The sequence below is a fragment of the Mesorhizobium subarcticum genome (assembly GCF_055456085.1).
In genome coordinates this window covers 901,483-926,352 of sequence record NZ_CM144237.1, presented here as the reverse complement: position 1 = coordinate 926,352, position 24,870 = coordinate 901,483, and the positions used below count along the sequence as shown (strand labels likewise).

At 63.1% G+C, this 24,870-nt stretch carries 21 protein-coding genes; 9 read left to right on the top strand and 12 right to left on the bottom strand.

Annotation, left to right across the window (positions count from 1 at the left end; translation table 11 throughout):
• Positions 1-41 precede the first annotated feature (41 nt).
• The 9 genes from ACZYHG_RS04240 to puuE all read right to left on the bottom strand — a co-directional run bounded on the left by ACZYHG_RS04240 (position 42) and on the right by puuE (position 10,715).
• Positions 42-1,697 carry an ABC transporter ATP-binding protein gene (locus tag ACZYHG_RS04240; RefSeq protein WP_027032615.1) on the bottom strand — a complete coding sequence of 552 codons (1,656 nt, stop codon included), beginning with the start codon at positions 1,695-1,697 and terminating at the stop codon, positions 42-44.
• Positions 1,697-2,521, bottom strand: coding sequence for an ABC transporter permease (locus ACZYHG_RS04235; protein WP_027032616.1), 825 nt, complete (start codon positions 2,519-2,521; stop codon positions 1,697-1,699). The genes ACZYHG_RS04240 and ACZYHG_RS04235 overlap by 1 nt, the downstream gene beginning before the upstream one ends.
• A 9-nt stretch (positions 2,522-2,530) precedes the next feature.
• On the bottom strand, positions 2,531-3,490 hold the full coding sequence (locus ACZYHG_RS04230) for an ABC transporter permease (RefSeq protein WP_464612680.1): 960 nt from the start codon (positions 3,488-3,490) through the stop codon (positions 2,531-2,533).
• A gap of 15 nt (positions 3,491-3,505) precedes the next feature.
• The gene (locus tag ACZYHG_RS04225) at positions 3,506-5,092 is read right to left on the bottom strand and encodes an ABC transporter substrate-binding protein (protein ID WP_027032618.1); all 1,587 of its coding nucleotides are present in this window, start codon (positions 5,090-5,092) and stop codon (positions 3,506-3,508) included.
• A gap of 154 nt (positions 5,093-5,246) precedes the next feature.
• Entirely contained in the window at positions 5,247-7,232 is a 1,986-nt protein-coding gene (locus ACZYHG_RS04220) for a CocE/NonD family hydrolase (protein WP_464612679.1), read from the bottom strand.
• Between the two features lie 97 nt (positions 7,233-7,329).
• Positions 7,330-7,923, bottom strand: a complete 594-nt coding sequence (locus tag ACZYHG_RS04215) for a nucleoside deaminase (protein ID WP_464612678.1) — start codon at positions 7,921-7,923, stop codon at positions 7,330-7,332.
• Entirely contained in the window at positions 7,920-8,426 is a 507-nt protein-coding gene (locus ACZYHG_RS04210; RefSeq protein WP_464612677.1) for an ureidoglycolate lyase, read from the bottom strand. The genes ACZYHG_RS04215 and ACZYHG_RS04210 overlap by 4 nt, the downstream gene beginning before the upstream one ends.
• The gene (locus ACZYHG_RS04205; RefSeq protein WP_464612676.1) at positions 8,423-9,286 is read right to left on the bottom strand and encodes a bifunctional allantoicase/(S)-ureidoglycine aminohydrolase; all 864 of its coding nucleotides are present in this window, start codon (positions 9,284-9,286) and stop codon (positions 8,423-8,425) included. The genes ACZYHG_RS04210 and ACZYHG_RS04205 overlap by 4 nt, the downstream gene beginning before the upstream one ends.
• Positions 9,287-9,296: 10 nt before the next feature.
• The gene (gene puuE, locus ACZYHG_RS04200) at positions 9,297-10,715 is read right to left on the bottom strand and encodes an allantoinase PuuE (RefSeq protein ID WP_464612675.1); all 1,419 of its coding nucleotides are present in this window, start codon (positions 10,713-10,715) and stop codon (positions 9,297-9,299) included.
• 184 nt (positions 10,716-10,899) lie between these two features.
• On the opposite strand from puuE, the gene uraH reads away from it, so the two are divergent.
• From uraH to ACZYHG_RS04175, 5 genes are all read left to right on the top strand, one after another.
• Positions 10,900-11,274, top strand: a complete 375-nt coding sequence (gene uraH, locus ACZYHG_RS04195) for a hydroxyisourate hydrolase (RefSeq protein ID WP_464612674.1) — start codon at positions 10,900-10,902, stop codon at positions 11,272-11,274.
• 3 nt (positions 11,275-11,277) lie between these two features.
• Complete coding sequence (gene xdhA / locus ACZYHG_RS04190) at positions 11,278-12,759, top strand: xanthine dehydrogenase small subunit (protein ID WP_464612673.1); 1,482 nt, start codon at positions 11,278-11,280, stop codon at positions 12,757-12,759.
• Positions 12,759-15,122, top strand: a complete 2,364-nt coding sequence (gene xdhB, locus ACZYHG_RS04185) for a xanthine dehydrogenase molybdopterin binding subunit (protein WP_464612672.1) — start codon at positions 12,759-12,761, stop codon at positions 15,120-15,122. The genes xdhA and xdhB overlap by 1 nt, the downstream gene beginning before the upstream one ends.
• 62 nt (positions 15,123-15,184) lie before the next feature.
• Entirely contained in the window at positions 15,185-16,102 is a 918-nt protein-coding gene (xdhC, locus tag ACZYHG_RS04180; protein WP_464612671.1) for a xanthine dehydrogenase accessory protein XdhC, read from the top strand.
• Between the two features lie 81 nt (positions 16,103-16,183).
• Positions 16,184-17,020, top strand: a complete 837-nt coding sequence (locus tag ACZYHG_RS04175; RefSeq protein WP_464612670.1) for a PhzF family phenazine biosynthesis protein — start codon at positions 16,184-16,186, stop codon at positions 17,018-17,020.
• Between the two features lie 11 nt (positions 17,021-17,031).
• Here the strand turns inward: ACZYHG_RS04175 and ACZYHG_RS04170 are convergent, their stop codons facing one another.
• From ACZYHG_RS04170 to ACZYHG_RS04160, 3 genes are all read right to left on the bottom strand, one after another.
• Entirely contained in the window at positions 17,032-18,279 is a 1,248-nt protein-coding gene (locus ACZYHG_RS04170) for an LLM class flavin-dependent oxidoreductase (protein WP_464612669.1), read from the bottom strand.
• The gene (locus tag ACZYHG_RS04165) at positions 18,276-19,289 is read right to left on the bottom strand and encodes an LLM class flavin-dependent oxidoreductase (protein ID WP_464612668.1); all 1,014 of its coding nucleotides are present in this window, start codon (positions 19,287-19,289) and stop codon (positions 18,276-18,278) included. The genes ACZYHG_RS04170 and ACZYHG_RS04165 overlap by 4 nt, the downstream gene beginning before the upstream one ends.
• 122 nt (positions 19,290-19,411) lie before the next feature.
• Complete coding sequence (locus ACZYHG_RS04160; RefSeq protein ID WP_464612667.1) at positions 19,412-20,332, bottom strand: LysR family transcriptional regulator; 921 nt, start codon at positions 20,330-20,332, stop codon at positions 19,412-19,414.
• Positions 20,333-20,494: 162 nt separating this feature from the next.
• On the opposite strand from ACZYHG_RS04160, the gene ACZYHG_RS04155 reads away from it, so the two are divergent.
• The 4 genes from ACZYHG_RS04155 (at position 20,495) to ACZYHG_RS04140 (ending at position 24,870) form a co-directional block, all read left to right on the top strand.
• Complete coding sequence (locus ACZYHG_RS04155; protein WP_464612666.1) at positions 20,495-21,712, top strand: urate hydroxylase PuuD; 1,218 nt, start codon at positions 20,495-20,497, stop codon at positions 21,710-21,712.
• Position 21,713: 1 nt separating this feature from the next.
• Complete coding sequence (gene guaD, locus ACZYHG_RS04150) at positions 21,714-23,027, top strand: guanine deaminase (protein ID WP_464612665.1); 1,314 nt, start codon at positions 21,714-21,716, stop codon at positions 23,025-23,027.
• 77 nt (positions 23,028-23,104) lie between these two features.
• Positions 23,105-23,608: a heme-degrading domain-containing protein gene (locus ACZYHG_RS04145; protein ID WP_464612664.1), complete on the top strand. Its 504-nt coding sequence runs from the start codon at positions 23,105-23,107 to the stop codon at positions 23,606-23,608.
• Positions 23,605-24,870: a glycerate kinase type-2 family protein gene (locus ACZYHG_RS04140; RefSeq protein WP_464612663.1), complete on the top strand. Its 1,266-nt coding sequence runs from the start codon at positions 23,605-23,607 to the stop codon at positions 24,868-24,870. The genes ACZYHG_RS04145 and ACZYHG_RS04140 overlap by 4 nt, the downstream gene beginning before the upstream one ends.

Sequence of the window (24,870 nt, the reverse complement as noted above, 5' to 3'; positions counted from 1 at the left end):
AGTGTTGCATCTGGATGACGACAGTCGCCCTTGACCAGTCGCTAATTCCCCGCGCTGGCCATGCGCCGCCCCTTGATCGCCTTTTCCAGCCAGCCGATCTCCATTTCCGGAACGGACGACAAGAGAAGATCGGTATAGGCATCGAAGGGCGGCGTCAGAACCGTGCTCTTCGGCCCATAACGCACCACCTCGCCTCGATACATCACTGCGATCGAATCGGCGATCGACTTCACCGTTGCGAGGTCGTGGGTGATGAACAGATAGGCGACGTTTTCTTCCTTCTGCAGGTCGAGCAGCAGCTTGAGGATGCCGTGGGCGACAAGCGGGTCGAGTGCCGAGGTCACCTCGTCGCAGATGATCAGCTTCGGCTTGGCGGCGAGCGAGCGGGCAATGCAGACGCGCTGCTTCTGGCCGCCGGAAAGCTCAGCCGGGTAGCGATCGACAAACCCCTTGCCCATCTCGATCTTGTCGAGCAGTTCGGCAACGCGCTTGTCGCGCTCGCGGCCGCGGATGCCGAAATAGAATTCGAGCGGCCGGCCAATGATGGTGCCGACGGTCTGGCGCGGGTTCATCGCCACGTCGGCCATCTGGTAGATCATCTGCAACTGGCGCAGATCCTCCTTCGGCCGGTCGGCAAGCCGGTTGGCCAGCGGCCGCCCGTCGAAGGTGACGGTGCCTTCCTCTGGCGGCAGCAAGCCGGTGATGGCGCGCGCCAGCGTCGACTTGCCCGAGCCGGACTCGCCGACAACAGCCAGCGTCTGGCCGGGATAGATGTCGACCGAGACGTTCTTCAGCACCTTGATGTGACTGCGGCCATAAGCGGCGGTGACGTTCTTAACTGACAGGAACGGCGCGGTGCCGGGCTTCTGTTCGGCATGTTCGATCTCATGCACCGAGACCAGGGCATTGGTGTATTCCTGGCGCGGTTCCTTGATGATCTGACGGGTGCCGCCCCATTCGACCAGCCTTCCATGGCGCAGCACCATGATCTCGTCGGAGACCTGGGCGACGACGGCGAGGTCGTGAGTGATGTAGAGCGCCGCGACATGCGTGTCGCGGATGGCATCCTTGATCGCCGCCAGCACATCGATCTGGGTCGTCACGTCGAGCGCCGTGGTCGGTTCGTCGAAGACGATCAGGTCCGGCTCGGAACACAGTGCCATCGCCGTCATCACGCGCTGCAGCTGGCCGCCCGAGACCTGGTGCGGAAAGCGCTCGCCGATTGTCTCGGGGTTCGGCAGGCTGAGCTTCTTGAACAGCGCCACGGCTCGCTTCTCGGCCTCTGCGCGGGTCGCCGTGCCATGCAGCAGCGTCGCCTCCACCACCTGGTCCATCAACTTGTGGGCTGGGTTGAAGGCTGCCGCCGCCGATTGCGCGACATAGCAGACCTCGCGGCCGCGCAGCTTGCGGAAGCCGTCCTTGCCGGTCTTGAGGATGTCGCGGCCGTTGAGAATGACCTCGCCGCCGGTGATGCGCACGCCGCCACGGCCATAACCCATTGACGACAGGCCGATGGTCGACTTGCCGGCACCGGATTCGCCGATCAGGCCCAGCACCTTGCCCTTTTCCAGGGTCAGCGAAACATCATGCACCAGCACGATGTTCTTCGGCGCCTCGCCGGGCGGATAGACGGTGGCCTCGATGCGCAGATTGCGGATGTCGAGCAGCAGGCCGGGTTTCGCTTTGGTATCAGCCATCACCCGCGTCCTCCCTTCAGGCTTGTCGTCCGGTTGAGCACCCAGTCTGCGACGAGGTTGACGGAAATCGCCAGCATGGCGATCGCCGCCGCCGGGATCAGCGCTGCGCCGATACCGAACACGATGCCGTCCTTGTTTTCCTTGACCATGCCGCCCCAGTCGGCGTCCGGCGGCTGCACGCCAAGACCGAGGAAGGACAGCGTCGACAGGAACAGCACGGCGTAGATGAAGCGCAGGCCGAGTTCCGAAACCAGCGGCGACAGCGCATTGGGCAGGATCTCGCGGAAGATGATCCAGCCGCTGCCTTCGCCGCGCAGCTTTGCCGCTTCGACGTAATCCATGACGTTGATGTCGACGGCGACCGCGCGCGACAGGCGGTAGACGCGGGTCGAGTCGAGGATACCCATCACCAGGATCAGCGTCACCAGATTGGTCGGCAGCACGGAAAGCACGACCAGGCCCATGATCAGGGTCGGGATCGACATCAGGAGATCGACGAGGCGCGACAGCAGAGTGTCGTACCAGCCGCCGAACACCGCGGCCGAAAAGCCAAGTATGGCGCCGAGCGAGAAGGATAGTGCGGTCGCAAGCACCGCGATGAACAGTGTGATGCGGGCGCCGTAGATCATGCGCGACAGGAGATCGCGGCCGAGATTGTCGGTGCCCAGCCAATGCGCCGCCGACATCGGTTCCCAGACGTCGCCGATGATCTCGCCATTGCCGTGCGGGGCGATCCAGGGTGCGAAGATCGCCGCCAGCACGAACAGCGCCGTCAGGATGATGCCGATCAGCGCGGGAATGGGGATGCGTTTGATATCGAGCATATCCGCCCCCTATTTCGGATGTCTGAGGCGCGGATTGGCGATGATCGCCGCTATGTCCGCAATGATGTTCAGTGTGATGTAGACAGCGGCAAAGATCAGGCCGACGGCCTGCACCACCGGCACATCACGCTTGGTCACATGATCGACCAAATACTGCCCCATGCCGGGATAGACGAAGATCACCTCGACGACGACGACGCCGACGATCAGATAGGCGAGGTTGAGCATGACGACATTGATGATCGGCGCAATGGCATTGGGGAAGGCGTGCTTGCGGATCACGTTGAAGGCTGACAGGCCTTTCAATTCCGCCGTCTCGACATAGGCCGACTGCATGACATTGAGGATCGCCGCACGTGTCATGCGCATCATATGGGCAAGCACCACCAGCGTCAGCGCCGTCGCCGGCAAGGCGATAGCCTGCATGCGCTCACCGAACGGCATGCCGTCATAGACAGTCGAGATGCCGGGGAAGATCTGCCACTTCACGGCAAAGAAGTAGACAAGGACGTAGCCAATGAAGAACTCGGGGAAGGAGGTCGAGGCGAGCGCCAGTCCGGAGATCAGCTTGTCGACCCAGCCATTGCGGTAGCGCACCGCGATCAAGCCGAGAATGATCGCCAGGGGCACGGCAACGATAGCTGCCCAGAAGGCGAGGAACAGCGTATTCCACAGCCGGCCCTTGATCGACGTGGCAATGTCCTGGCCGCTCGACATGGCGGTTCCCAGGTCACCGGTCAGCACACCGCCAAGCCAATGGAAATACCTGACATAGGCGGGCGCATTGAGACCGAGCTGCTCGCGCAGATTGGCGAGCGACTCCGGTGTCGCCGATTGTCCGAGAATGGCTTGCGCGACGTCGCCGGGCAGGATCTGGGTGCCGGCGAAGATCAGGACCGAGACGGCCAACAAGAGGACTATGCCCAGCGCAATGCGCTGGGCAATCAGCTTCAAGATGGGTGAAGACATATCCGCAAAGCCGGCTCAGGCCTGCAGCCAGCACTTCGCCAGGGCGTAGCCGTTCATCAGCTCCTGATGCGGATCGTCCACCCAGCCGTCGACCTTGGCACCTGTCGCGTCGATGAACTGATTGAACATCGGCAGGATGAGACCGCCATCGTCGCGCACCATGACGGCCATGTCGTGGTACATCGCCTTGCGCTTGGTCTCGTCGAGTTCGGCGCGCGCCGCCAGCACCATCTTGTCGAAATCCGGACGGATGAAACGGGTGTCGTTCCAGTCGGCCGTCGACAGATAGGCGGTCGAGTACATCTGGTCCTGCGTCGAGCGCCCACCCCAGTAGGAGGCGCAGAAGGGCTGCTTGTTCCAGACTTCCGACCAGTAGCCGTCGCCCGGTTCGCGCTTGATCTCGAGCGTGATGCCGGCCTTGGCCGCGCTCTGCTGGAAGAGCTGGGCCGCATCGACGGCGCCGGGGAAGGCGACATCCGACGTGCGCAGCAGCACCGAGCCGTCATGACCCGACTTCTTGAAGTGGAACTTGGCCTTGTCCGGATCATACTTGCGCTGCTCGATCTCGGTGAACAGCGGGTAAGACGCGTTGATCGGGAAGTCGTTGCCGAGCGAGCCGTAGCCGCGCAGCACCTTGTTCAGCATCTCCTCGCGGTCGATCGCCAGCTTCAAGGCCATGCGCAGATCGGCGTTGTCGAAGGGTGCCGTGTTGCAATGCATGATGAAGACATAGTGGCCGGGGCCGGCGTGGTTGCGGATGGTCACGCCGGGCACCCGCTTGATCAGGTCGACGATCTTCGGCTCGACGCGGTTGATCATGTTGACCTGGCCACCCTGCAGGGCCGCCGTGCGCGCCGTCGCATCGTTGATGACGATGATCTCGATCTGGTCGGCATGGCCCATCTTGTCGCCCTGCCAGTAGTTGGCGAAGCGTTCACCGCCATGGCGCACGCCCGGCTCATTGGTGGCGATCTTGTATGGGCCAGCGCTGATGCCAGCGTCCGGCTTGTCCTTGCCGCCATTGGGCTGGATGATCAGGTGATAGTCGCTGAGCAGGTAGGGAAGGTCGGCATTCGGCTCCTTCAGCGTCAGCACCACTTCCTTGCCGCTGGCCTTGATGGTCTCGATGCCTTTCATGTAGCCGAGCGCGCCCGACTTCGACTTTTCATCCGAATGGCGCTCGAGCGTGGCGGCCACGTCTTCTGCGGTCACCGTCTTGCCATTGTGGAATTCGATGCCGTCACGGATCTTCAGCGTCCACACCTTGGCGTCCGGCGACGAGCCGATCTCCTCGGCGATGCGGTTCTCGAGCTTGCCGTCGGGCGACAGCTCGACGATCAATTCGCCCCACATCTTGCCGAAGGCGAACGGAACCTGCGTCATCATCAGCGCCGGATCGAGGCTGTTGGTGGATTCGCCGCCAACCAGGCCGGCCTTCAGCGTGCCGCCCTTGACCGGACCTGCCGCGCGCGCCGCGCTGGACAGCAGCGAGTTGGCAAAGGGTGCGGCGATGCCGAGCGCTGCGGCGCGACCGAGAAAATCACGACGGCTCAGCTTGCCCGCGGCAACACGCCGGCTAAGGAATTCGAGTTCATTCGACATTTTGAGTTCCTCACTCTGTTGGTTCGACTCTGCGGTCGATTTTCTTTGTTAATTCTCCCTGAATAATGAGGGTAAGCTAATGCCGTAAGCAAGACCGAATGCGACATGCCGTGGCGTAAATCGTACGTCGCATTTGGACCAACGGCTTGGGCGCTCAGACCAGCGCGCGTGGAATCTTTTCCTCGAAATTGCGCTCGAAAACGATTTTTTCTTCTTCGTAGGCCTCGATTCTGGCGCTGACGATGAAGTTTTGCGCGTCCGATCGCATCTCGGCCCATGTCTCGGTACGCACCGACCATCCATTTCGCGACAGAGTCTGCGTCCAGTGAGTTTTCCCCGAGGCTGACAGCGGATTGTCAGGCTGGATCGCCCAGGTCTCGCGGGCGACGCTGCCATTGACCAGGCCATGGTCGAGATCGCGTACCTCGCCGAAATCATCAGATATGGAAAGCGTGACAATTCCGGTCTTTTCGTCGCGATCGACATGGCGTTCGGAATTGGTGGCACGGATCGTCTCGGTCGCCCAGGGTGCCGCACCTTCCGGGTCGGCGAACGTCACTTCGTCGCCTGTCGCCAGCGGGCGCAGCGGCAAGGACAGCGTCGCAGCCGACAAGGTGAGTTTCACCGGTTCCGGCGATGGCCAGATGGCAGGCCAGTAGGCGTTTGATACGGCAATGCGCAGGCGGTGGCCGGCCGGGACGCGATAGGCGCATTGGTCGAGCACGACACGCGCGGAGACGGTCTCATCAGGCACCAGCGCCTGCGGGAACTCATGCGAGTTGCGGTGTGTCAGGTTGAGCACGCCATAGGAGATCAGTTCCGAAGCGCCGTCGGGGTGCACGTCGCACAGCCGGACCGCGATATTGGCCTGCGGACGGTCGGAGGAAAGCGTGACCAGAACCTCCGGAGCGCCGACGATGTCGACCGCCTCACCAAGTTCCGGCTGGTCGAAACACACCGACAGCGCATCGTCGGGACGCTGGTCGCCCGGCAGTTCCGGGCCGAAGGTGAACGGGAAATACTCGCCGCCGGCGAGGCCGCAGGTCTGCGGCGAGGCGACGATGGCGGGTTTGCCGCCCGCTGCGATCAAATCGATCTTCTCCGTCTTGATGGCGGGTGACGGCCATTCTTTCTCGGCTACCCAGCGGCCAGGTCGCTCGGGATGCCAGCGTGCCGGGCGCACGCTGTCCATGACATAGGCGCGGTAGGCCGGATCGTTCTCGACGCCGGTCTCATCGCCCTTCAGCCAGTGGTCCCACCAGCGCAAGGCTTCCTGCAGGAAGCTGATGGCCGGCTGGGGTCCGGCGTAGTGCGGATATTTGTGGATCCAGGGGCCGACGATGCCCTTCACCGGCGCTTCGATGCTGGTGACGAGATTGGAGATCGTGTTGCGGTAGCCGTCATGCCAGCCGCCGATCGACAACACGGCCGCCTTGACCGCGGAAAAATCCTCACAGATCGAACCGCGTTTCCAGTAGGCGTCGCGATGCTGATGGCTAAGCCATAACGGCAGCAGGAAGGACTGGTTCTCCAACCGCGTCAGCCACAGATCGCGCCAGCGGTTGTCGCCTGCGATCAGGGGGTCCGGCGGCCGCGACGAATAGGACAGCATCGTCGAGGCCCAGCCGAAATTCTCGATCAGCAGGCAGCCGCCCTTGTAGTGGATGTCGTCGGCGTAACGATCGACGGTCGAACACAGGCTGATGACCGCCTTCAGCGCCGGCGGCTGCTTGGCGGCCACCTGCAGGCAGTTGAAGCCGCCCCAGGAGATGCCCATCATGCCGACATTGCCGTTGCACCAGGGTTGAGCCGCCGCCCAGGCGATGACGTCGCAGGCGTCCTGCAATTCCTGCTCGGAATATTCGTCGTCCATCAGCCCTTCGGAATCGCCATTGCCGCGCATGTCGACACGGATCGAGGCATAGCCGTGGCCGGCGAAATAGGGATGCGTCAGCTGATCGCGGAAAATGGTGCCGTCGCGCTTGCGGTAGGGCAGGTGCTCGAGGATGACAGGCACCGGATCGTCGCCGGCATCCTCCGGCATCCACACCCGCGCCGACAACCGGCAGCCATCCGGCATGACGATGCCCATGTCAGGGAATTCGACGACCTTGCGGGGAAATTCGGTGATGGTTTTCATGGGCTGGCATAACGCCCCGCGGCGCGCCAACTTTCAATCGCCATTCGCGACTGGAGCAGCGAAATATGCGACCTGTGCCGCTACCTGTCGCACACCCTCAATTCAGCGGAATGTCGTTCTCAGCCTTGCTTTCCTGATAGGCGCCGGACAGTTCGTCGTAGCGTGCCGAGATTTTTCCGATGCGGGTCTCCAGCCGCTGGCGGTCGGCCTCGGGCAGCGCCCGCACCAGCCTGCGGATGGAAAAGCTCTTCCAATAGGCATTCTCGGCATTGTAGCCGCCGGGGTCGAGGGTGAAGACCTCTTTCAGGATCTTCAGATCGTGCGGGATGGCAAAACTGTCGCGCGAATCTTCATGGCTGAACAGATAGTAGAAATTGTCGAAGCCGGTCCAGGTGATAGCCGACAGGCAGAGCGAACAGGGCTCATGCGTGGCGATGAAAAGTGCGTCCTTGGTGTCGACGCGTTCCGCCTTTGGCATTTCGTAGAATCGCTTCAGGCAGTGCACCTCGCCATGCCAGAGCGGGTTTTCCATCTCGTTGTTGGTTTCGGCCAGCACCAGCGAGCGGTCGTCCTTACGCAGGATCGCCGCGCCGAACAGCTTGTTGCCATGGGCAACGCCTTCTTCGGTCTTCGGCACGATGTCGTGCTCGATAACGTCGAGCAGGCGGTCGATCAGCGAAATGTCGGTCATGAAGGAATCCCGTCGGGGAGATGGATCTCGTAGGCGTGCGAGAAATGGAATTCTTCGAGGTTGGAGCCGTCACCGCCACGGTCGACGATGAGGAAATCCTGGGCCTCGCCGAGCGGCGTCAGCACGCCGTGCCAGAGATTGCGGGCATAGTTGATGCCTTGTCCGGGTGCGGTGATGAAGGCATGCGGCTCGCCGGGCCCCTCATCACGATCATGGCAGACGACGACCAGGAACGGGCGAGGCGACAGCGGGATGAACGCCTGGCTGCCGAAGGGGTGGCGCTCAACCATGGTCAACTTCAGCGGCAGTTCATAAGGCGTGCCGCGCACCATCGAGATCAGCACACGGGCGTTCGGCCCTGCTGCTTCGGCGGTGGCGAGATCGTGGTAGCGTTCGGCGCGCCCGCCATTGATCGGGTAGTGATTGTCGCCGCCCATGTCGATGACATCGCCGAACGGGGCAAAGGCTTCACGGGTCAGCTTCTGTGCTGTGATGCGGGTCACCGCGCGCGACCGCCAATGCCCGCCCCGCCGAGCTTGGCGTGCCGGTTGACGTCCTTGTAGAGCAGATAGCGGAATTTTCCCGGCCCGCCGGCATAGCAGGCCTGCGGGCAGAAGGCGCGCAGCCACATATAGTCGCCGGCCTCGACCTCGACCCAGTCCTGGTTGAGGCGATAGACCCCCTTGCCCTCAAGCACGTAGAGCCCGTGTTCCATGACATGCGTCTCGGCGAAGGGAATGACGGCGCCGGGCTCAAGCGTAACGATCGTCATATGCATGTCATGGCGCAGATCGGCCGGATCGACGAACCGCGTCGTCGCCCAGCGGCCCTCGGTGCCGGGCATCGGCGTCGGTGCGATCTCCTGCTCATTGGCGAAGAAAGCTTCCGGTATGTCGAGACCATCGACAACTTCGTAAGTCTTGCGAACCCAATGGAAGCGGACTGGCGCCTTGCTTTCGTTGCGAGCCGTCCAGCCGCTGGCGGGTGGCAGGAAGGCGAAGCCGCCGGGGCTTAAGCTATGCTTCTTGCCGGCGAGCAGAACCGTCAATTCGCCTTCGACCACGAACAGTGCGCCCTCGGCGCCGGCGTCGGGCTCCGGCCGCTCGCTGCCGCCGCCCGGCGCGACCTCGACGATGTATTGCGAGAAGGTCTCGGCGAAGCCGGACAGCGGTCGCGACAGGATCCAGACGCGGGTCTTGTCCCAGAACGGCAAGGCGCTGGTGACGATGTCCTGCATCACCCCCCTGGGGATGACGGCGTAGGCCTCGGTGAAGACGGCGCGGCCTGTCAGCAGCTCTGTCTGGCCGGAATGGCCGCCATGCGGCGCGTAATAGGTTCGCTCGGGCATCGTGATCGTATCCATGGGTTCAAACCTATTGCGGTAACATATCCCTGAGGCGGAGCAGCGCGATGCGCTCCACCTGTTTGCAGGCGGTATCGAGTTCGACGCCACGGCTGTTGCCGATGCGCGCCTCGAACTCCGCCAGGATCTCTTCCTTGGTGTTGCCCCGCACCGCGATGATGAAGGGGAAGCCGAAGGTGGTGACGTAGGCGGCGTTGAGCTTGGAAAACAGCTCACGTTCCTTGTCGGTCAAAGCGTCGAGGCCAGCCGACGCCTGTTCTTTGGTTGATTCCGCCGTCAGCCGTCTCGCTTTGGCCAGCTTGCCGGCAAGGTCGGGATGGGCGTTGAGCACGCCGAGCCGCTCGGTCTCGCTGGCGGCGCGGAAGACACGGCAGAGCGCATTGTGCAGGCCGCCCGCCGTGTCATGCGCCGGCCCGAGCTCCAGCTCGTAGGCCCGCTCGGCAATCCAGGGCGAATGTTCGAACACGCCGCCGAACGTGTGGACGAAGGTTTCGAATTCCATCTTCGATGGACGCAGCGCCGCCGGCTTGTAGGGATGGTTCTCCTGCCAGTGGCGGGCGATATCGATGCGTCGTGCCAGCCAGACCTTGTCGTGTGATCTGACATAGTCGACGAAGCGCTTCAGTGCTGCCACCCGGCCCGGCCGCCCGACGAGCCGACAATGCAGGCCGATATTCATCATGCGCGGCCGCCCGGCCTTACCTTCGGCATAGAGCGTGTCGAAACTGTCCTTGAGATAGGCGAAGAACTGGTCGCCGGAATTGAAGCCCTGCGGCGTGGCGAAGCGCATGTCGTTGGCGTCGAGCGTATAGGGAATGATGAGCTGCGTGCCGCCGCTGTGCTCGAACCAGTAGGGCAGTTCGTCGTCGTAGGTGTCGGAGACGTAGTCGAAGCCGCCCTCTTCGGCCACGATGCGCACCGTGTTGACCGAGGTGCGGCCCGTATACCAGCCTGTCGGACGCTCGCCGGTCACCTCGTAGTGCAGCTTGATCGCCGCTTCGAGGTCGCGGCGCTCGTCCTCGGCGCTATGGTCGCGATAGTCGATCCATCTCAGCCCGTGCGAGGCGATCTCCCAGCCGGCTTCCTGCATGGCGGTGACCTGGTCGGGCGAGCGGGCGAGTGCTGAGGCAACGCCGTAGCAGGTCACGGGCACTTGCGACTCGCTGAAGAGGCGCAACAGCCGCCAGAAGCCGGCTCGCGCGCCATATTCGTAGATCGATTCCATGTTCCAGTGGCGCTGGCCGACCCATGGCGCGGCTCCGACGATCTCCGACAGGAAGGCTTCCGAGGCCTTGTCGCCGTGCAGCACGCAGTTCTCGCCGCCCTCTTCGTAATTGACGACGAACTGCACCGCGACATGCGCGCCGCCGGGCCATTTCGGATCCGGCGGATTGGCTCCGTAGCCGCGCATGTCTCTGATGTAACGCATTGCCCCTCCTGCCGGGCATTGCCCGAAAGTGTGATCAGGATATCGAAAGGGTGCTTCTCGCATTCCCCCGAAAATTTTTGAAAGTGTTTTTGTCGCACTCCGCTCGACCGGGACTTATGCATCGCCTTTAATTGGCGCACAATTCATCACTATTGTTCTGATGTACCTGGATGGGAGGCGGCCAATGGCAGAGACGTCGAAAGCCGATGGCGGGCGCCTGACGACCCACGTGCTGGACACGGCGACCGGCAAGCCGGCGGCCGGGTTGTCAATCGCGTTCTATCGTCTCGATGGCTCGGCCAGAACACATCTGAAGACGGTCGCGACCAATGCCGACGGCCGTTGCGACGCACCGCTGCTGGCAGGCAGCGAATTCCGCACCGGCGAATACGAACTGGTGTTCGCCGCCGGCGACTATCTGCGCGGCCAGGGCACAAAGCTGCCTAATCCCGCCTTCCTCGACAGCGTGCCGATCCGCTTCGGCATGGCCGACGCCGTGCACTATCATGTGCCATTGCTGATCTCGCCCTACGGCTATTCGACCTACAGGGGGAGCTGAACCATGGCCAAGATTTCCATTCGCAACGAGATTCGCTTCATCCTGAACGGCAGCGATGTTGTGCTCTCATCGATGGCGCCTGATACGACCTTGCTCGACTGGCTGCGGCACGACCGTTCGCTGCGCGGCACCAAGGAAGGCTGCGCCGAGGGCGATTGCGGCGCCTGCACCGTGCTGGTCGGCAAACTCTCGGCTGGCGGCTTAGTCTATGAAAGCGTCAATGCCTGCATCCGGTTCCTCGGTTCGCTCGACGCCACCCATGTCGTGACGGTCGAGCATCTACGCGGCGAGCCTGGCCAGTTGCATCCTGTCCAGCAAGCGATGGTCGATTTCCACGGCTCGCAATGCGGCTTCTGCACGCCGGGCTTCGTCATGTCGCTCTACGGCCTGTGGATGAAATCGCCGGACCCGTCGAACGCGGCGATCGAAAAGGCTTTGCAAGGCAATCTCTGCCGCTGCACCGGCTACGAGGCGATCATGCGCGCCGCGCACGCCATTGCCAGCTATGGCAAGGCGGCAAAGGATCCACTGGCGGCGGAGCGCAAGACGATCACGGCCCGGCTCGAGGGCATGCATGACGGCGCGCGGGTCGAGATCGGTTCAGCCAAGGCGCGGCTCATCGTGCCGGCCAATGTCGACGATTTCGCCACAGTGCTCGACAAGGAACCCGGCGCCACCGTCGTTGCCGGCTCGACCGATGTCGGCCTGTGGGTGACCAAGCACATGCGCGACATCTCGCCGGTGGTCTTCATCGGCAATCTCGACGGGCTTTGCACCATCTCGGAAGACAGGGGCGTCATCTCGATCGGCGCCGGCGTCACCTACACCGAAGCCTTCTCGACGCTCGCCAAACGCATCCCGGCGCTGGGCCCGCTGTTCGACCGTATCGGCGGCGAACAAGTGCGCAACATGGGCACCATCGGCGGCAATATAGCCAACGGCTCGCCGATCGGCGACACGCCGCCACCCTTGATCGCGCTCGGCGCTCGGCTCACGCTGCGCAGGGGCAACAAGAGGCGCACCATCCCGCTGCAGGATTTCTTCATCGCTTATGGCAAGCAGGACCGGCAGCCGGGCGAATTCGTCGAGGCGGTGCACGTGCCCGTGCCGGCGAAGGACACGAAATTCGCCGTCTACAAGATCACCAAGCGCCGCGACGAGGACATCACGGCGGCACTCGGCGCCTTTTTCCTGACGCTTGCCAAGGACGGCACGGTCGCCGATGTGCGCATCGCCTATGGCGGCATGGCGGCCACGCCGAAGCGGGCGACAGCGGTTGAGAGCGCCTTGCGCGGCAAGCCCTGGACCGAAGCGACGGTCGAGACGGCAATGGATGAATACGCCAGGGATTTCACCCCGCTCACTGACATGCGGGCGTCAGCCGAATACCGGGCTCTGGCAGCGAAAAACCTGCTGCTGCGCTTCTTTGTCGAAACCACCGGCACCAAGGCACCCTTCCAGGTGTCACGCAACGAGGCGGCCTGATGAACAAGCACGCCACATCAAATCTCAAGCCCGAAAAGATCACCGGCGGCGTTGCCACTGATCAACGGCATGATTCCGCGCACAAGCATGTCAGCGGCGCCGCCGTCTATATCGACGACATGCCGGAACCATCAGGCACGCTGCATGCCGGCCTCGGCCTGTCGAAGGTCGCGCATGGCACCTTGAAGAGAGTCGATCTCTCGGCTGTGCGGGCCGCACCCGGCGTCGTCGATGTGCTGACCTACGCCGACGTGCCCGGCGAGAACGATGTTTCGCCCTCCAACATGCATGACGACCCGGTGCTGGCGGAAGGCAAGGTGCAGTTCTTCGGCCAGCCGATCTTCGCGGTCATCGCCGAAACACGGGACGCGGCGCGCCGTGCCGCGCGTCTGGCCAGGATCGAATATGAAGAGCTTCCAGCCATTCTCGGCATCTGGCCGCTGGACCCGCTCCAGGACAGGCTGGTTACCACGCCGTTGACCTTGCGCCGCGGCGACGCGGCCGCCGCGATCGCTGCGGCGCCTCGTCGCGTGAAGGGGCGGATGAAGCTCGGCGGACAGGACCACTTCTACCTCGAGGGTCAGGTATCGTTGGCCGTGCCGGGCGAAGACGACGAGGTCACGGTCTATTGCTCAACCCAGGGGCCGAGCGAGACTCAGCATCTCGTTTCCCATGTGCTCGGCGTGCCAAGTCATGCGGTGACCGTCGAAGTCCGCCGCATGGGCGGCGGCTTCGGCGGCAAGGAAACACAGGCCAACCAGTGCGCGGCAATCGCCGCGATCGCGGCCAAGAAGCATAAACGGGCCGTCAAGGTCAGGCTCGACCGCGACGAGGATATGACCGCTACCGGCAAGCGGCACGACTTCGCCATCGATTATGAGGTCGGCTTCGACAACGAGGGCAATATCCTCGGCGTCGACTTCATGTTCGCCCTTAATGCCGGCTTCTCGGCAGACCTGTCCGGTCCGGTCGGCGACCGTGCGCTGTTCCATTGCGACAACGCCTATTTCTATCCGAACGTCCACGCCAAATCGGCGCCGCTCTACACCAACACCGTTTCCAACACGGCCTTTCGCGGCTTCGGCGGCCCGCAAGGCATGGTCGGCGCCGAGCGCGTCATCGACGAGGTTGCCTTCGCCGTCGGCAAGGATCCGCTCGAAATCCGCAAGCTGAATTTCTATGACCCGATGGAGGCGATCGGCGCGCGCAACGTCACGCCTTATCACCAGAAGGTCGAAGACAACATCATCCAACGCATCGTCGCCGAACTCGAGGAAAGCGCCGACTATCCGCGGCGGCGGCGCGAGATCCAGGCCTTCAACGCCAACAGCCGCTTCATCAAGCGCGGCCTGGCGCTGACCCCGGTGAAGTTCGGCATCTCCTTCACCAAGACCGAGTCCAACCAGGCCGGCGCGCTGGTGCATGTCTATGCGGACGGTTCGGTGCATATGAACCATGGCGGCACGGAAATGGGGCAGGGCCTGCACCTCAAGGTGGCGCAGGTCGTTGCGGAAGAGTTCCAGATCGATCTCGCCAGGGTAAAGATCACCGCCACCACCACCGCCAAGGTACCGAACACGGCCCCGACAGCGGCGTCTTCAGGAGCCGATCTCAATGGCATGGCGGCGCAGGATGCGGCGCGGCAAATTCGCAAGCGGCTCACCGATTTCGCTGCCGAGAAATATCAGGTGCCGGTCGATCAGGTGGTGTTCCTGCCCAACCGGGTTCGCGTCGGCAACCAGGAAATCAGCTTCAACGATCTGGTCAAGCAGGCGTTTATTGCACGCGTGCAGCTCTCGGCCGCCGGCTTCTACAAGACGCCGAAGATACATTGGGACCGCAGCAAGGGCCAGGGCCACGCCTTCTACTACTACGCCTATGGCGCAGCCTGCTCCGAAGTGTCCGTCGATACGCTGACCGGCGAATATGTCGTTGAGCGCGCCGACATCCTGCACGATTGCGGCCGCTCGCTGAACCGGGCGATCGACATTGGTCAGGTCGAGGGCGGCTTCATCCAGGGCATGGGTTGGCTGACGACGGAGGAGCTGTGGTGGGACGACAAGGGTCGGCTGCGCACGCACGCGCCGTCGACCTACAAGATCCCGCTGGCCTCCGACCGGCCGAAGATTTTCAACGTGGCGCTGACCGACTGGTCGCAGGCCTATGAGCCGACCATCCATCGTTCCAAGGCGGTCGGCGAGCCGCCGCTGCCGCACGGCATGTCGGTGCTGCACGCGCTGTCGGACGCGGTGGCCAGTGTCGCCGACCACAGGATCTGTCCGCGCCTCGATGCGCCGGCGACGCCGGAACGGGTGCTGATGGCGATCGAAAGGTTGAAGCGGGAAGCCGCAGAGCCGTCCTGATTGAGCCAAAACGTGCAAATCGAGCCTGAAAACGCTATATTCCCCGGGTGAGAATGCAGACGATGAACTCGAAAGTGCAAAGCCTGAAAGCCTTTCTCGGCAGCGCCGGCCGGCTTGCGCTGGTCGAAGTGGCCGGCACCAAGGGCTCGACGCCACGTGAGAAGGGCGCCTTCATGCTCGTCTCGCAAACGGCGATTTTCGGCACGATCGGCGGCGGCCAGCTTGAATATATGGCCATCGACAAGGCCCGGCAGATGGTGGCGCCGTCCGACCGGTTTGGGTTGGTCAGCCGCCTTCAATCGAGCTCCCGCATCGAGGTCGATGAAGTCTGCGCCACACTCGACGTGCCGCTCGGGCCGGAGATCGGCCAATGCTGTGGCGGGCGTGTCGAAGTCTTGATCCGACTTGTCGATGCCACGCTCTCTGCCGAGCTGGTTGAGACGGCGGAAGCCGAAGAGGCACACCTGCCGCATGTCTACATCTTCGGCGGCGGCCATGTCGGCCAGGCGCTGGCATCGACGATCGCGCTGCTTCCCGTGCACGGCGTCGTCATCGAGACGCGGGCCGAGGCGCTGGAGGGGATGCCGGAAACCGTTGAGACACGGCTGACCCCGATGCCCGAGGCCGAGATACGCAAGGCGCCCGCCGGCACCGCCTTCGCCATCCTCACCCATGACCACGCGCTGGATTTCCTGATCGTCGCCGAAGCGCTGAAACGCGACGACGCGGCCTATGTCGGCATGATCGGCTCGAAGACCAAGAAGGCGACGTTCAGGAACTGGTTCCTGAAGTCGGCTGAAGGCACGGAAGCGGCGTTTGCCCGCCTCGTCTCGCCGATCGGCGGTGATGCAGTCAAGGACAAGCGCCCTCCGGTGATCGCCGCGCTCGCCGCCGCCGAGATCATGACGGCGCTGGTCGTTCACAACGCGGAATCAAATGCCGACCACCAGGTCCGGCAGGACAAGGCGATGGCTGGTTAGCCATCGCCGGCTTGTGTTTTCAATCGCCCGAACCGCGCATTTGCGCTATCCACGCTGCATTGCGGCATGAGGCGAAGACATATGGATGTTCTGAAAATCGCGGCCTTTTCGGATGGCGACACCGGCGGCAATCCGGCCGGGGTGCTGATCTGCGATGTCTTGCCCGATGCGGCCGAAATGCAGCGTCTGGCGGCGGAGGTCGGTTTCTCCGAAACCGCCTTTGCCGCGCCGGATGGGGATAACTGGCGCGTTCGCTATTTTTCGCCGGAATCCGAAGTTCCTTTCTGCGGTCATGCCACCATCGCCTTGGGAGCGGCTTTGGTTCGCCAGTTTGGCGACGGGATTTTCCCGCTGACCCTCAACCAGGCCAGCATCACCGTCGAAGGGTTCCGCGATGGGGCGAACGTCGCCGCCGCACTGCAGTCACCGCCGACAAAAAGCAGGCCGGCTCCGCCAGAGCTGATCACGGAGGCGCTGGCACTGTTCGGCTACTCGCCAAGCGATCTCGATCCGGCCATTCCGGCGGCGCTGATCCATGGCGGCGCCGACCACCTCGTGCTGGCTCTCAAGTCACGCGAGGCGCTGGCCGCCATGCGCTACGAGCTGAAAGCCGGCCAAGCCTTGATGCGGCGCAATGGGCTGGTAACGATCCTGCTTGCTTATGCCGAAACGCCGCGGCTGTTCCACACGCGCAATCCCTTTGCCTCGGGCGGCGTCTATGAGGACCCGGCGACGGGAGCATCGACGGCTGCCTTTGCCGGCTATCTGCGCGACATCGCCTGGCCGCATGGCGGCGCGATCGATATCGTGCAAGGCGAGGACATGGGCATGCGCTCGCGTCTGCATGCCGATATTTCGCCCGAGATCGGCAGCTCGATCAGGGTTTCCGGCACGGCCCGGATGATGGACGAAGCGTAGAAGCTGCCGACTCAGGCCGGTCGCTTTAAGCCCAGATGCTCGCGCAGTGTGTTGCCTTCGTATTCCCGGCGGAACAAGCCGCGCCGCTGCAGTTCCGGTACGACCAGCGTGGCAAAGGCATCGAGTTCGCCCGGGAAATAAGCCGGCATGACATTGAACCCGTCGGCAGCACCACCTTCGAACCGCGCCTGCAATTCGTCGGCGACTTGCGCCGCTGTGCCGACGATACGCCAATGGCCGCGCGCGCCGGCGAAGTGGCGGGCAAGCTGGCGTATGGAAAGGCCGTCGCGGCGCGATTGCTCGACGACCAGGGCCTGCCGGCTTTTCATGCCTTCGCTCTCCGGCAGCTCCGGCAGCGGCCCGTCGATCGGATAGCGTCCTAGATCGGAAATGCTGAGATAGCTGGACAGCAGCGCCACGCCGACATCGTCGGGGATCAGCGCTTGCAATTCCTCGTGTTTCTCGCGGGCTTCTGCCTCGGTTTCCGCCACCACGGGTGAAACGCCCGGCATGATCTTGATGTCATCCGGCTCACGCCCATAGGCGGCCATGCGCCCCTTGAGGTCGTCATAAAAGGCCTTTGCTTCCTCGAAAGTCTGCGCCGCCGTGAAGACCACGTCTGCTGTGCGGGCGGCAAGATCGCGGCCGACGTCCGAGGCGCCGGCCTGGACCATGACCGGCGCGCCCTGCGGCGACCGCGGCAGGTCGAGCGGGTCGCGCACCGAAAAGCTCTGGCCGTCATGGCCGGAAGCATTGCCGCGCCAAAGGCCGGTGACCACCTCGGCGAATTCTCGCGCCCGTTCGTAGCGGTCGGCATGGGGTTTGAGCCCGGTCGCGCCGAAATTGGCGGCTTCGATGGGGCTGGCTGAGGTGACCAGGTTCCAGCCGGCCCGACCGCCACTCAGATGGTCGAGCGACAGGAAGGTGCGCGCAAGGCCATAGGGCTCGTTGTAGCTTGTCGACGCGGTGGAGACGAGACCAATGCGGCTGGTTTGCGCGGCCAGCGCAGAAAGCAGGCTGATCGGCTCGAAGCCGATCGAGCGCGAGGTCTGGCTGGCGATCTCGATATTGGCTTCGCGCAGGCCCGCGGCGTCCTCGCAGAATATCATGTCGAACTTCGCCGCTTCCGCTGTGAGCGCCAGCTGGATGTAGTGGTCGATATCGATGCCGGCGGTCACATGCGCTTTTGGGTGACGCCAGGCGGCAATGTGGTGGCCTGTTGCCCACAGGAAGGCGCCGAGCTTCATCTGCGCGGTCATTGCCGACCTCCATTGGCGAGCCCAAGATGCGAGCGCAGCGTCGTGCCGCGATAATTCTCTCGGAACAGGCCGCGCCGCCGCAGCTCCGGCACGACAAGATCGGCGAACTCGCCGAGTGCCGAACGCTGTGCCGGCAGCTGGATGTTGAATCCGTCGCAGCTTTTCGACTGGAATTGGTCTGCCAGCTTGTCGGCGATGGCGGTTGGCTTGGCTTCAATGAAGGGCGAGAGATTCGTCAACACCTTTACGGCATCCGGCTCGCGCCCGCAGGCGGCGATGCGGCGCTTGAGATCGTCGTAGCGTGCTTTCGCGCGCTCGTTAGGTTCGTCGTCCAACAGGATGACATCGGCGGTGCGGACGGCAATATCCAGATCCGATACCGACAGGCCGGACACCACCAGCACCGGCGTATCCTGGGGCGATCGTGCAACATTCAGCGGGCCACGCACCGAAAAGAATTCGCCCTTGTGGTCTAACAAGTGCATCTTTCCCGGGTCATGGAAGTGGCCGCCGCTCTTGTCGAACAACAGAGCATCTGCATCCCAGCCCTGCCACAGGCCTTGAACAATGCCGATATACTCCTCTGTGCGGCGACGAAAATCGTCCTCGGAGAATCCATCCGGCCGGCTGAAATTGTCCGCTTCGCGCGGGCTTTGTGCAATTGTGGCGTTCCAACCGACACGGCCATGGCTGATGATGTCGAGCGAGGCGAAACGGCGCGCCAGATTGTAGGGTTGGTGGGCAATGGTCGAGGCCGCGGCGACGAGGCCGATCTTGCTTGTCACCGTCGCTAGCGCGGCCAGCAAGGTCGTCGCTTCGAAGTGCATTGGCCTGTTCTCTGCCTTGCCACCGGACGCTGGAGCGGAATCGGCAAGCAGCACCATGTCCAGTCCGGCTGCTTCGGCCTTTTGCACAAGACCAGCAAGACGGCTGAATTCCGGCTCGGGCGATGGATCCGCGGTTCCCGCAACCAGCGAAACGGCAAGATGCATTGTGGCGCCGTTGTCCATCGATAATCCCTGCAAGGCGAAACAGAACCGAGACTATGTTCGCCGCTTCCAGGGATGGCAACCGCTGGCGCTGGGCCAACCGCTGGTCACGTGCCGGCCAGCTATCACTTTCAGGTCAGCCTCTATTTGCCAGCCAGAAGGTCATTGATCAGCCGCTGGCAGCGCTCGGCCATGAAGTCGAGCAACAGCCGCACCTTCGGGTCCTGCAGCTTCTTGTGGGGATAGACGGCGGCGAATTGCACCGGCGTCGGCGGCGTGTTGGCCAGGATCACCTGCAGCCGCCGGTCGCGAATGAAGGGTTCGACCTCGAAGCGCGGCTTGTTGATGATGCCGCGCCCCGACAGCGCCCAGCCGGTCAGCACGTCGCCATCGTCCGTGTCGTAGGGTCCGTGCACCTCGAATTTCTGCGGGCCGGTGGGCGTCTGCAGCGTCCACACATATTCACGCGCGCCGGAATAGCGCAGCATCAGGCAATCATGCTTCTTGCCGATCAGTTCCTGCGGCTCCAACGGTTCGCCGCGGGCCTCCAGATATTTCGGCGCGGCCACCAGCACGCGCTCGCATTCCATGATGCCGCGCATCCTGAGGCTGGAATCCTCGATGATGCCGAGCCGGAAGGCCACATCGATACCTTCCTTCATGATGTCGACATTGTGGTCCGAGAGCCTGAGCCGCACCTCGATATCGGGATATTTGTCGTGGAAATCGGGAATGCCCGAGGCCACCAACCGACGGCCGAGGCCAAGCGGTGCGGTCACTTTGATGGTACCGCGCGGCTGGCCGGACAATGCCGAGACCGCCGCCTCCGCTTCGGTGATCGCCTCCAGCACCTGCTTGGCGCCCGAGTAAAACACCGTGCCATGCTCGGTCGGCATCAACTGTCTGGTCGTGCGATTAAACAGCCGCACGCCCAGATGCTTCTCCAACTCCTTGATGCGGTTGGAGGCGACCGCCGGCGAAATGCGCATGTCGCGCCCGGCCGCTGACAGATTGCCGAGTTCGACGACGCGAACGAAGACGGCGATGTTGTCGAGATAGGCCATGCGGTTCCGTGGCTTTCCCAGGGCCGCCTTCGGGCGGCTCCCATCCTGCTGCGTGGGGTGAGCTTAGTATTTTCCATTTTTTTTTGAAAGTCATCGTACACCTCGCCTCTTTCCGTTTGCGCGCCAAACCGTAAAGTCAGCCAATCGGCAGGGACGACTTCAATGATGGATTTCGCGATTTTCTGGGAATGGCTGAGCTTCGCCGTGCGCTGGCTGCATGTCGTCACCGGCATCGCCTGGATCGGTTCGTCGTTCTATTTCGTCGCGCTCGATCTTGGCCTGCGCCAGCGTCCGGGCATGCCTGTCGGCGCCTTCGGCGAGGAGTGGCAGGTGCATGGCGGCGGCTTCTACCACATCCAGAAATATCTGGTGGCGCCGGCCGAAATGCCGGAGCATCTGACATGGTTCAAATGGGAATCCTACGCCACCTGGCTGTCCGGCTTCGCCATGCTGTGCGTCGTCTATTATGCCGGCGCCGACCTATTCCTGATCGATCCCAATGTGCTGCCGATGTCGGTGCCAACAGGCATCCTTTTGTCGATGGCGACAATCGGCGTCGGCTGGGTGGTCTATGATCTCTTGTGCCGCTCGCCGCTTGGCAAAAGCGACACCGGCCTGATGCTGGTGCTTTACGGCGTGCTGGTGTTCATAGCCTGGGGGCTGACGCACCTGTTCACCGGCCGCGCCGCCTTCCTGCATCTGGGCGCCATCACCGCCACGATCATGTCGGCCAATGTCTTCATGGTCATCATCCCCAACCAGAAGATTGTCGTCGCCGACCTCATCGCCGGCCGCAAACCCGATCCGAAATACGGCAAGATCGCCAAGCAGCGCTCGCTTCACAACAATTATCTGACGCTGCCGGTGCTGTTCCTGATGCTGTCGAACCACTATCCGCTGGCGTTCGGCACCCAGTTCAACTGGGTCATCGCCTCGCTGGTGTTCATCATCGGCGTGCTGATCCGGCATTATTTCAACACCGTGCACAAGCGTGCCGGCAACCCGCACTGGACGTGGCTCGGCGCCCTGGTCCTGTTCATCATCATCATCTGGCTGTCGACCGTGCCAAAAGTGCTGACCGGTGAACCGAAGGCCGCCGCCTCGGCCGATATCTACATAGCCTCGGCGCATTTCCCGGCCGTGCGCGACACCGTGCTTGGCCGCTGCTCGATGTGCCATGCGGCCGAACCGGTCTATGAAGGCATCTATCACGCGCCCAAGGGGGTGATGCTGGACACCGACGCCGATATCGCCAACCACGCCCGCGAGATCTATCTGCAGGCTGGCCGCAGCCACGCCATGCCGCCCGCCAATGTCAGCCAGATCACCGACAAGGAACGCGAGCTACTGGTGGCCTGGTTCGAAGGCGCAGGGAAATAGCATGATTTCGACACTTCTGCGCGGCCGCACGCTGTCCTTCGTGCGCTGGCCGCAAACCATCGATGACCATTCGGCCTGGCGCTACGAGCAAGACGGCGGGTTGCTGATCCGCGACGGCAGGATCGTTGCCGCTGGCGCTTATGCGGATGTCGAGAAACAGGCCGGTGAGGGAACAAAAAAAATCGATCACCGGCCGCATCTGCTGCTGCCGGGCTTTATCGATGCCCACGTACATTTCCCGCAGATGCAGATCATTGCCTCCTATGGCGCCGAGCTGCTCGACTGGCTGAACACCTACACCTTCCCGGAAGAAACGAAATTCGCCAACGCGCAGCACGGCCGCCGCATCGCCCGGCTGTTCCTTGACGAGATGGTGCGCCATGGCACGACGACAGTCGCCGCCTATTGCTCCGTGCACAAGGCCTCGGCGGAAGCCTTTTTTGCCGAGTCGCACGACCGCAACATGCTCAACATCGCCGGCAGGGTGATGATGGACCGCAACGCGCCCGAAGGCGTGCTCGACACGCCGCAATCCAGCTATGACGATACGAAGGCGCTGATCAAGGAATGGCATGGCAAGGGCCGGCAGCACTACGCCATCACCCCGCGCTTCGCCATCACCTCGTCGCCGGAACAGATGGAGATGGCCGGCGCGCTCTGCCGCGAACATCCCGACCTGCACATGCAGACGCATCTGTCGGAAAACCACGCCGAGATCGCCTTCACCCAGGAACTCTATCCGTGGTCGCGCGACTATACCGACGTCTACGAGCATTACGGGCTGCTGGGCAAAAAGAGCCTGTTCGGCCACTGCATCCATCTGTCGGAGCGCGAAGCCGATGCGCTTTCGGACTCAGGCTCGGTGGCAGTGTTCTGCCCGACCTCCAACCTTTTCCTCGGCTCCGGCCTGTTTGACTATCAGCGCTTTCGCCGCCGCGACAAGCCGCTCAGGATCGCCGCCGCCACCGATGTCGGCGGCGGCACCAATTACTCGATGCTGCGCACCATGGACGAAGGCTACAAGGTGATCGCGCTGAACGGCGAGAAGCTGAACCCGTTCCAGTCCTTCTGGCAAATGACGCGCGGCAATGCCGAAGCGCTGTCGGTGGCCGACAAGATCGGCACGCTGGATGAAGGCACCGACGCCGACATCGTCGTGCTCGATGCCAGGGCAACACCGGCGATGCGGCTAAGGATGGAAACGGCGCAGACGCTGGCGCAGGAATTGTTCCTGCTGCAGACGCTGGGCGACGACCGCGCCGTGCGCGAGGTCTATGTCGCAGGGCGAGCGGCGAAGAGCGATATGGCGATTTAGAGCGTCAACTGCGTTCATTGCTTGACCCCGCGGCAGCCATCGGTCAAAGCGTGCGGCGAAGTTGACAGGGGAACGACATGGCCGTTGCTGACGACATCGCTCTGATCCGCAAACAGGAAGAAGTCCTGTTCTTTGCCGCCTTTGACGAGGCTGTTGCCTTCAAGATCGGTTCCGCCATCCGCGATCGCGCATTGGCCGAAAACCTGCCTGTCATCGTCGACATCAGGCTGTGGGACCGGCCGCTGTTTTACGCCGCAATGCCGGGTTCGAACGCTTCCAATCCCGACTGGGCGCGGCGCAAGATCAATGTCGTCAGGCGGTTCCTCAGAAGCACCTACCGTCTTGTGCTGGAACAGCAGCGCCCCGACCGCACCTTCAAGGTCGGTGAAGGCTTGGACATAGCGGATTATGTGCTGGCCGGCGGTGGCTTTCCGGTCACCGTCAAGGGCGCCGGCGTCATCGGCGTGATCGCGGTGTCCGGCCTGCCGGAACGCGAGGATCACGGCGTCGTGGTTGATGCGCTGTGCGATCATCTGAGCATCGACAAGCGTGGGCTGGCGCTGGCTGCGGAAACCGAATGACCGTGCTCGACCCCAAGACCTTCCTCACCTCGATCTTCAATGCAGCCGTCGCCGCGGCCGATCCGGAGCGGACCATCAGGGATCATCTGCCGGCGAAACCAAAGGGCCGCACCATCGTCGTCGGCGCAGGCAAGGGCTCAGCACAGATGGCAGCCGCCTTCGAGAAGGTCTGGGATGGTCCGATCGAAGGGCTGGTCGTTACGCGCTACGGCTATGGCGCCAAATGCGAGCGCATCGAGATCATCGAGGCCGCGCATCCGGTACCGGACGCTGCGGGCCTCGAAGCCTCGCGGCGCCTGCTCGCCAAGGTCCAGGGTCTCACTGAGGACGATCTGGTCGTGGCGCTGATTTCGGGCGGCGGCTCGGCATTGCTGCCGTCGCCGGCCGCCGGCCTGACGCTGGCCGACGAGATCGCCGTCAACGAGGCGCTGCTCGCCTCCGGCGCGCCGATCGCGGCGATGAACACTATCCGCAAGCATCTTTCCACCATCAAGGGTGGCCGGCTGGCGGTCGCCGCCTGGCCTGCAAAAGTGGTGTCGCTGGTTGTGTCGGACATTCCCGGTGACAATCCGGCCCTTGTCGCCTCCGGCCCGACGGTTCCGGATACCGGCAACCGTGAAGATGCGCTGGCGTCGATATCGGCCTATGCCATGAAGCTGCCGGCCTCGGTGATGGCGCATATCCATTCGCCGGCTGCCGATGCACCCAATCCCGATGATCAGCGCTTCTCGCGCAACGAGGTCCATCTGATCGCCTCGGCCGGCGTATCGCTGGAAGCGGCAGCGGCCGAAGCCATGCGCCAAGGCATCGAGGCCGTCATCCTCTCCGATGCGATTGAAGGCGAGGCGCGCGAGGTTGGCGGCGTCCACGCCGCAATTGCGCGTGAGGTCGCGACCCGCAACCGGCCATTTTCGAAGCCGGTGCTGATCTTGTCCGGCGGCGAGACGACTGTGACCTTGCGGGCAAAAGGCAAGGGCGGCCGTAATTCGGAATTCCTGCTCGCCTTCGCCATTGGCATCAACGGCGTTGAAGGCATCCACGCCCTGGCCGCTGACACCGATGGCATCGATGGCTCGGAAAACAATGCCGGCGCCTTCGCCGACGGCTCGACCGTATCGCGCATGCGTGGGGCGGGTGTGGATGCCAAGGCGATGTTGGCCGGCAACAATGCCTGGACGGCGTTCGATGCGATTGGGGATCTGTTTGTGCCTGGCCCGACCGGCACGAACGTCAACGATCTGAGGGCCATTCTCGTCCGTTAG

Coding starts and splice junctions, on each gene's coding strand:
- ACZYHG_RS04240 (WP_027032615.1), bottom strand. CDS start 1,697: ATGGCTGATACCAAAGCGAAACCCGGCCTGCTGCTCGACATCCGCAAT.
- ACZYHG_RS04235 (WP_027032616.1), bottom strand. CDS start 2,521: ATGCTCGATATCAAACGCATCCCCATTCCCGCGCTGATCGGCATCATC.
- ACZYHG_RS04230 (WP_464612680.1), bottom strand. CDS start 3,490: ATGTCTTCACCCATCTTGAAGCTGATTGCCCAGCGCATTGCGCTGGGC.
- ACZYHG_RS04225 (WP_027032618.1), bottom strand. CDS start 5,092: ATGTCGAATGAACTCGAATTCCTTAGCCGGCGTGTTGCCGCGGGCAAG.
- ACZYHG_RS04220 (WP_464612679.1), bottom strand. CDS start 7,232: ATGAAAACCATCACCGAATTTCCCCGCAAGGTCGTCGAATTCCCTGAC.
- ACZYHG_RS04215 (WP_464612678.1), bottom strand. CDS start 7,923: ATGACCGACATTTCGCTGATCGACCGCCTGCTCGACGTTATCGAGCAC.
- ACZYHG_RS04205 (WP_464612676.1), bottom strand. CDS start 9,286: ATGGATACGATCACGATGCCCGAGCGAACCTATTACGCGCCGCATGGC.
- puuE (WP_464612675.1), bottom strand. CDS start 10,715: ATGCGTTACATCAGAGACATGCGCGGCTACGGAGCCAATCCGCCGGAT.
- uraH (WP_464612674.1), top strand. CDS start 10,900: ATGGCAGAGACGTCGAAAGCCGATGGCGGGCGCCTGACGACCCACGTG.
- xdhA (WP_464612673.1), top strand. CDS start 11,278: ATGGCCAAGATTTCCATTCGCAACGAGATTCGCTTCATCCTGAACGGC.
- xdhB (WP_464612672.1), top strand. CDS start 12,759: ATGAACAAGCACGCCACATCAAATCTCAAGCCCGAAAAGATCACCGGC.
- xdhC (WP_464612671.1), top strand. CDS start 15,185: ATGAACTCGAAAGTGCAAAGCCTGAAAGCCTTTCTCGGCAGCGCCGGC.
- ACZYHG_RS04175 (WP_464612670.1), top strand. CDS start 16,184: ATGGATGTTCTGAAAATCGCGGCCTTTTCGGATGGCGACACCGGCGGC.
- ACZYHG_RS04170 (WP_464612669.1), bottom strand. CDS start 18,279: ATGACCGCGCAGATGAAGCTCGGCGCCTTCCTGTGGGCAACAGGCCAC.
- ACZYHG_RS04165 (WP_464612668.1), bottom strand. CDS start 19,289: ATGGACAACGGCGCCACAATGCATCTTGCCGTTTCGCTGGTTGCGGGA.
- ACZYHG_RS04160 (WP_464612667.1), bottom strand. CDS start 20,332: ATGGCCTATCTCGACAACATCGCCGTCTTCGTTCGCGTCGTCGAACTC.
- ACZYHG_RS04155 (WP_464612666.1), top strand. CDS start 20,495: ATGATGGATTTCGCGATTTTCTGGGAATGGCTGAGCTTCGCCGTGCGC.
- guaD (WP_464612665.1), top strand. CDS start 21,714: ATGATTTCGACACTTCTGCGCGGCCGCACGCTGTCCTTCGTGCGCTGG.
- ACZYHG_RS04145 (WP_464612664.1), top strand. CDS start 23,105: ATGGCCGTTGCTGACGACATCGCTCTGATCCGCAAACAGGAAGAAGTC.
- ACZYHG_RS04140 (WP_464612663.1), top strand. CDS start 23,605: ATGACCGTGCTCGACCCCAAGACCTTCCTCACCTCGATCTTCAATGCA.